Origin of the sequence: Fulvivirga aurantia (genome assembly GCF_009711475.1) — a bacterium.
Classification (GTDB): Bacteria; Bacteroidota; Bacteroidia; order Cytophagales; family Cyclobacteriaceae; genus Fulvivirga; species Fulvivirga aurantia.
Genome location: NZ_SMMD01000200.1, coordinates 1 through 939 on the forward strand (window position 1 = coordinate 1; position 939 = coordinate 939).

A 939-nucleotide genomic window follows, 5' to 3' on the forward strand; every position below is an offset into this window, starting at 1 on the left:
TTTATGTAACTGGACATACTGGCTTTAAAGGAGGTTGGTTTCTTTTATTATTAAATAGGTTAGGTGCTACCGTTCATGGCTATTCCTTGCCACCTGAAACTAATTCTATATTTCATTCTATAAATGGAAGTTCGCTTTGCACAAGTACATTTGGCGACATACTGGATATCAAAAAGTTTGAAGCGGATATATTAGGTTTTGAGCCAGACATAATTTTTCATTTTGCAGCACAGCCGTTAGTATTACCATCATATGAAGATCCAGTGTCTACCTTTGAAATTAATTCAATGGGAACGGTTAACTTACTTGAATCAGTTAGAAGACTTGATAAAAGGTGTACAGTGGTGGTGATTACTACTGATAAGGTTTATTTAAATAAAGAATTAGGCTCAACCTTTAACGAAGACGCTCCGTTGGGAGGTTATGACCCATATAGTGCGAGTAAAGCAGCTGCGGAACTTATAGTAAATTCTTACAGGCATAGTTTTTTTAACCCTTCTTCTTATAGTCAACATGGGAAATCTATAGCTACAGCTAGATCGGGAAATGTTATCGGTGGAGGGGATTGGTCTCATAATCGTATTGTTCCAGATATAATTAGGTCAATATCAGAAGGTAAAAAGCTATTATTAAGAAGCCCTAATGCAGTAAGACCGTGGCAACATGTGCTTGATCCGTTGATGGGATATTTATACTTGGCTTTTTATTTATCAATTAACCCAGATTCACATTTTTATAATTCAGCCTGGAATTTTGGTCCAACAAAAGATGTGAATAGTAGCGTAGAGAAGTTGGTACAGTCCATGTTTCAAGTATTTAAAAAAGGTATAATGGAGGTTAAGGCTAGAAGTTTTTATGAGTCAGAATTACTGGAGCTCGACAGTTCTAAATCTCAAGAACATCTAAAATGGTCATCAAAGCTGAACTTTAAAAATAGCG

The 939-nt window shown here is 35.8% G+C and carries 1 protein-coding gene; it reads left to right on the forward strand.

The features are described 5' to 3' along the window. The coding region (gene rfbG / locus E1176_RS00630) for a CDP-glucose 4,6-dehydratase (RefSeq protein WP_155208657.1) at positions 1 to 939 on the forward strand (939 nt) is incomplete at both ends.